This window comes from Desulfopila sp. IMCC35006, from assembly GCF_005116645.1.
In the GTDB taxonomy this organism is placed as follows: Bacteria; Desulfobacterota; Desulfobulbia; order Desulfobulbales; family Desulfocapsaceae; genus Desulforhopalus_A.
On sequence record NZ_SWCM01000031.1, the window covers coordinates 1 to 5,396 of the forward strand.

4 protein-coding genes are annotated in these 5,396 nt (G+C 45.1%); all 4 read left to right on the top strand.

Annotated features, from left to right (window positions below):
* Positions 1 to 368: 368 nt before the first annotated feature.
* Entirely contained in the window at positions 369 to 2,969 is a 2,601-nt protein-coding gene (locus tag FCL47_RS23950; protein WP_205747430.1) for an AAA family ATPase, read from the top strand.
* A gap of 124 nt (positions 2,970 to 3,093) precedes the next feature.
* Entirely contained in the window at positions 3,094 to 3,543 is a 450-nt protein-coding gene (locus FCL47_RS23955; protein WP_136816256.1) for a hypothetical protein, read from the top strand.
* A 79-nt stretch (positions 3,544 to 3,622) separates the two neighbouring features.
* The gene (locus FCL47_RS23960; RefSeq protein WP_136816257.1) at positions 3,623 to 4,258 is read left to right on the top strand and encodes a hypothetical protein; all 636 of its coding nucleotides are present in this window, start codon (positions 3,623 to 3,625) and stop codon (positions 4,256 to 4,258) included.
* 77 nt (positions 4,259 to 4,335) lie between these two features.
* Complete coding sequence (locus tag FCL47_RS23965) at positions 4,336 to 5,094, top strand: TIR domain-containing protein (RefSeq protein ID WP_136816258.1); 759 nt, start codon at positions 4,336 to 4,338, stop codon at positions 5,092 to 5,094.
* Positions 5,095 to 5,396 lie beyond the last annotated feature (302 nt).

A 5,396-nucleotide genomic window follows, 5' to 3' on the forward strand; every position in this document is an offset into this window, starting at 1 on the left:
GCCCCCTTAAAAGATTTTTCTTTTAAGGGGGCGACCGAAAATTTTTATCTCTTTGTCAAGAAAAAACGACCCAAGATGTTAATATTTATCAAAAATTTGCATGCAATTTTCTAACCGGATATTACTGGTTACTTCTGGGAGATTTACGTCTGGGGTTATTCAAGAACTTCGAAATCCAGAGAACAGAATGCGTTTATTTCTCAAAGATGGTGTAGCCATTAGAGACATGATCTCTAACTATAAAATATAAATATAAATTTTACACAACCAACTGTTCCACAGGACCCGCAAACAGCGCGGGCCTGTGAACGCTACGTTAGCTTAAAAAAGCGTCTGCCAAGGCGGGTAAGCATAAGGAAACTGTTTTGATGCTATTACAAGAAATTCTTAGTTGGTCTCAGAGTCTACCTGCATGGCAAAGTGATGCCGTGGCGCGCCTGTTGGCTAAGCAGACTTTGACAGCTGATGATCGGGACGATCTGTTTGCTCTTCTTAAAACCGCCCACGGTATCGCTGATCCAAACGATCGCAAGCCCAAGCCGCTAACGGCAGATCAAATTCCTGCGCCTGTGGGGACGACAACTGATGTTGAGCTACTTGCTATCAAAAATATGCAGCACGTCAATGCAATTGCCCCGAATCAGCGTCTTCCGTTTAATTCTGGCGGTATGACCGTAATATACGGAGACAATGGGTCTGGGAAATCTGGATACTCCCGCGTATTGAAACGGGCCTGCCGAGCCCGTGACCAGATGGAAGCAATCCACCCGAACGCTAATCTTCCCGTAGCTAAAACGGGAACAGCTAAAGCTATCTTTGAAATCACTGTTGATGGTGTAGGCCAAGATGTGAATTGGACTGATGGAAAAGAAGCTCCCCCAGCACTGTCTTCTATCGCCATCTTTGACTCCCGATGTGCACGTGCTTATCTCGATAGAGAAGATGACTTTTCCTACGTTCCCTACGGGCTTGATGTGTTCGAAGGACTTGCCAAGGTCTGCAAACAACTAAAGACCGCTATCGAATCCGAGCATGCACAGTCAGCACCGGACCTCTCAGCGTTTGTACCACTGCACGGCGACACCCCCGTCGGAAAGCTAATTGAAGGACTTTCGGCAAGAACTAAACAGGCCGATATCGATACGCTTGCGACGCTGTCTAAGGTAGATTTGGACCAGCACGCGACGCTGGATAAGAGTCTGAAAGAAAATAATCCCTTGGAGAAAGCGGCTCAATTGCGTCTACGTGCTCGGCGAGTCACCACCATTGCAACAAATGCAATTAACAAGGGAGCACTGATTGATAAGACGGTGGTCGCTAAATTGCGTGGCCTTGCTAATAGTTACCGTACAGCGCAAACGGCAGCAGGGCTTGCAGCCAATCAGTTCAAAGAGAGTGAAAGCTTGCTGCCCGGTACCGGAGGAGAGGCATGGCGTGAGTTGTTCGAAGCAGCTCGTCGATTCGCGTTAGAGTCACATCCGGAAGCAACTTTCCCCAATCTTGATGCCAATTCACCTTGCCCGCTATGCCAACAACCTCTTGCAGAAGGAGCCAACCGCTTATTGCGCTTCGAGTCTTTTATTCAAGGAGAGGCAGAAAAAACTGCTCAGGCGTGGCGCTTCGCTCTGTACGCTGAGTACAATCCGTTCATCGAGCACGTTCTGGCCCTTAATATCGACGATGTAACCTATACTGAGATAGAAAGCCTAGATCCAGAACTTGCGAAGGACGTTAGAGCGTTTGAAGGAGCTTTAACTGCCCGCCAGGAAGCGGTTAAAGCAGCAGTTGTATCTCACCAGTGGGAAGGTACCGATCAGGAGATCGCCAACCCATCAACGCGATTTCAGGCACTAGCAGACAAACTGAATGCCGAAGCCGAAACCCTTGAGAAAGCTTCAGATGAGAAGGAGCGTGCTGCGCTTCAAAAGCAGTTCGCCGAACTCGATGCGAGAATTCGCTTCAGTCAGGTAAAGGACGCGGTAGCTTTGGCCGTAGCTCGACTCGGTCATCAGGCCAAACTTAAGCGGTGCCTCTCCGCTGTTAGGACCAATGCTATTTCGCTGAAGGCAACAGAACTAGCTGAGAAGGTCGTATCCAAAGAACTCGCTGATGCTCTCAATCGTGAATTTAAGGATTTGGGAGTAGGTACGCTCCAGGTTTCGCTACAAAGTCGCTCGGACAAAGGCAAGGCTTTGCATAAGCTCAAGCTAGAACTTCCACAGAGTCGTAGCCCGAGCGAAATCCTTAGTGAGGGTGAACAGCGAGCTATCGCAATTGGCTCTTTCTTGGCAGAGGTTGGGCTAAGTGGTGGAAATGGCGGAATTGTGTTTGATGATCCGGTTTCCTCCCTAGATCATCGTCGCAGGGAGCGTGTAGCAAAGAGACTAGCAGTAGAAGCCGCAAAACGCCAAGTAATCGTGTACACGCACGACATCTATTTCCTTTGTCTACTGGCAGAGGAAACAAAGCTTGCGGGATCGCAAATTGCTACGCAGAGCCTGACACGCCGTTCTGAGGGGTTCGGCGTGGCAGACCCGGATCTCCCTTTCGAGGGGAAAAGTACTAGTAAGCGGATAGGAGCCTTAAAGGCACAGCAACAAACTATTGCCAAACTGCATAGAGATGGGGAAGAGCAGGAGTATCAACGACAAGTAGTCGATGCATATTTCCGGCTCCGTATGACATGGGAAAGAGCTGTCGAAGAAGTTCTTTTGCGCGAAGTGGTCATTCGATTTCGGAAAGGTATTGAAACACAGAGACTTGCTGGAGTTGTTGTCGAAGATGCTGACTATGCGCAGGTATATTCTGGCATGACAAAGTGTTCGAATTACGCGCACGATAAAGCTTTGCAAGGTGGTATTGCCTTTCCTGAACCTGACGAGCTACTTGCCGATATTGTCGCTCTTGACGATTGGCGAAAGAGCATAGATGACAGAAGCAAGGTCACCGCAAAAAAACGCAAAGTGTGAATCCTTTGACGGTTATGGCCAAAATCATAAAAAGCTAACAATGGGCTACACAAGGACGCCAAACTCTTCGCTGCGCTGCAAGTTTGTTGCCTGTGAGCCTGGGCGTTATAACTGAGGAAATAACATGTTCGAATCATCTAAGAATGACCTTGCACGTAACGTGCTGTTTGGGGAACGTGTAAAGACAATTTTATTCTTATCCATGATTAATGAATTTCCAATATCATTTTTAGCAATAAAGGAAACCCAAAAAATTGACCAAGCTACAATAAAAAGGGGTGTCGTAAAAGTAGTTTCGCCTGGCTCAGGTGCTGAATGGCAAAGATGTTTTTCAGGTTCATTTATTCTAGATACAGACAATGATAATTGGTTAGACATTAAAGATGTACACTCAATTTCACTTTCTGAAACAAAAGACACTCGTGAATTCTTGAAGCATGAAATGTCCTTAAATAGAGTACAACATTTTTGGCAGGTTTACACAGGAACTGCCGGAAGAAGAAAAACCACTCTTGAAATTGATGATGGAAATGATTCTAAATATTACAAATTGCTATCATACATAAAAAGATAAATAAGTTATAACCAGTCGCATCACCGGACCCGGCAAACAGCGCCGGTCCGATGTGCTCACCGTTGGGCATAGGACGAAAATGGAAATTGAAAACAAGCAGGCAGATATCATCCTTTCAGCGATAAGATCTGTTGGTTCATCTTTTCCATTTGCAAGCAGTTTGGTTAATGCCTGGAACGAATATTCTAGCAAGCAAAAAGAAGAAAAAATATTACGACTAATACAAGACCTTTCTACGAAGATCGAAAATCTTGATAAATCTATAAATAAGTCTGAAGCAGAATGCTCAGAAATCTTTAGTTTAGGGCTAGAGTACGCTATAAAGGAACCAAGTAAAGAAAAAATCCCAATATATTCATCGCTTATACTTAGCTATTGCACTAATCAAGTTGACAGAGAAACTGTACAGAACTTGATATATGAATGCGAAACCATTCTTCCCTACGATATAGAAACATTAGAAAATTTGAAAAGAAATCCAAGAATTGATGAAGCATTTAAGTTTGATGAAAGCTCAAACTCTGAAGAAGTATCAAAACGACAATCATCTGTAAAAAAATTAGAAGCAAAAGGTTTTCTTTCAATAACTGGCGATATAACACCTGATTTTCATCGTGTTTATGAACAAAGAACAATCTGGCCTTTCACGTTTTTCGTTCAATTTTATCAAATTATGTACCATGGGGAAGTGTTTTTAAAAATACTAAAAAATTGAGCCCAACAAAAAGTTTCATCGGAAGCCCGAAACAGACCGGCTCTCGCTGAACTTCACGTTAGCCGCAAGGAGGAGAAATGCAGAAACATACCGTGGATAGGATTGAAGCGCTTGCCGATGAAGGTGCTGAGATTACCAACTCCAATTTCTACGATAAATGGTTTGCTAAAGCCTCAGCTTTTATAGGGGCCTTGCTAGGGCCAGATGCATTAGCTCAGTTTTCCGGGCTAACCGCCCTTTCATCTTCGGAAAAGCACGCTATGAGGGTTGGGCACTTGCAGGGGCTAGCAGCCAAATTAGGAATTGAGGAGAAACAGCCTCCACCTACAAACAGTAGTCCGTCTATTAGTTCGGATAGACTCTCTTGGGTTACTTCCCCCGAAGCAAGGAAAGTGTTCGTAGTACACGGTCATGATAATGAGGCAAAACAGGGAACAGCACGATTTCTAGAAAGACTCGGATTGCAGCCAATCATTCTCCACGAACAAGCCAGTTCTGGCCGTACAATAATTGAAAAGTTTGAAACCTACTCAGGTGATATCGCTTTTGCTGTAATTCTCCTCACGCCAGACGACGTTGGAGCTGCTGCCAAGGAGGCCGCAAACCTAAACAAAAGAGCGCGCCAGAATGTGATCATGGAGTTAGGCTATTTTATGGGTCGGCTAGGGCGCGGTCGCGTTTGTGCTCTACACAAAGGCGACGTGGAATTGCCATCAGATTATCAAGGCGTTCTGTATATCGGGATGGATGATGCTGGGGCATGGAGGGCTAAATTGGCTCAGGAATTTGTTCAGGCCAAGTTGCCTATTGATCTGACAGGACTACTTGGGGGCTAACAAGCGGTTGCACTGGATCGGCCAAAAGACGGGCCGCCCAGTGAACCGCGGCGTTAAGTTTAAAACAATCGAACTGAGTAATATTTCATAAAAGTTCCCATGAAACATATTGTAGATAATAAAAAACAAATAAAAATAGTTGCTTGTTCTGTAGTTTTGTTAGCTTTAGCGGTAAATGTTAGCGGCGGCGTGATAATGCATAAAAGTGGCGTTTTGAAAATGTTGATTTTCGATCGTTGTTTTCCACCGCCTCAAAAGCATGTCTGAGACGGCGGAATGAGTTTGGAGCTTAGATTTCCACC

Bases quoted from the DNA above. Each gene is read 5' to 3' on its own strand.
- FCL47_RS23955 (WP_136816256.1), top strand. From the start codon at position 3,094: ATGTTCGAATCATCTAAGAATGACCTTGCACGTAACGTGCTGTTTGGG.
- FCL47_RS23965 (WP_136816258.1), top strand. From the start codon at position 4,336: ATGCAGAAACATACCGTGGATAGGATTGAAGCGCTTGCCGATGAAGGT.
- FCL47_RS23960 (WP_136816257.1), top strand. From the start codon at position 3,623: ATGGAAATTGAAAACAAGCAGGCAGATATCATCCTTTCAGCGATAAGA.
- FCL47_RS23950 (WP_205747430.1), top strand. From the start codon at position 369: ATGCTATTACAAGAAATTCTTAGTTGGTCTCAGAGTCTACCTGCATGG.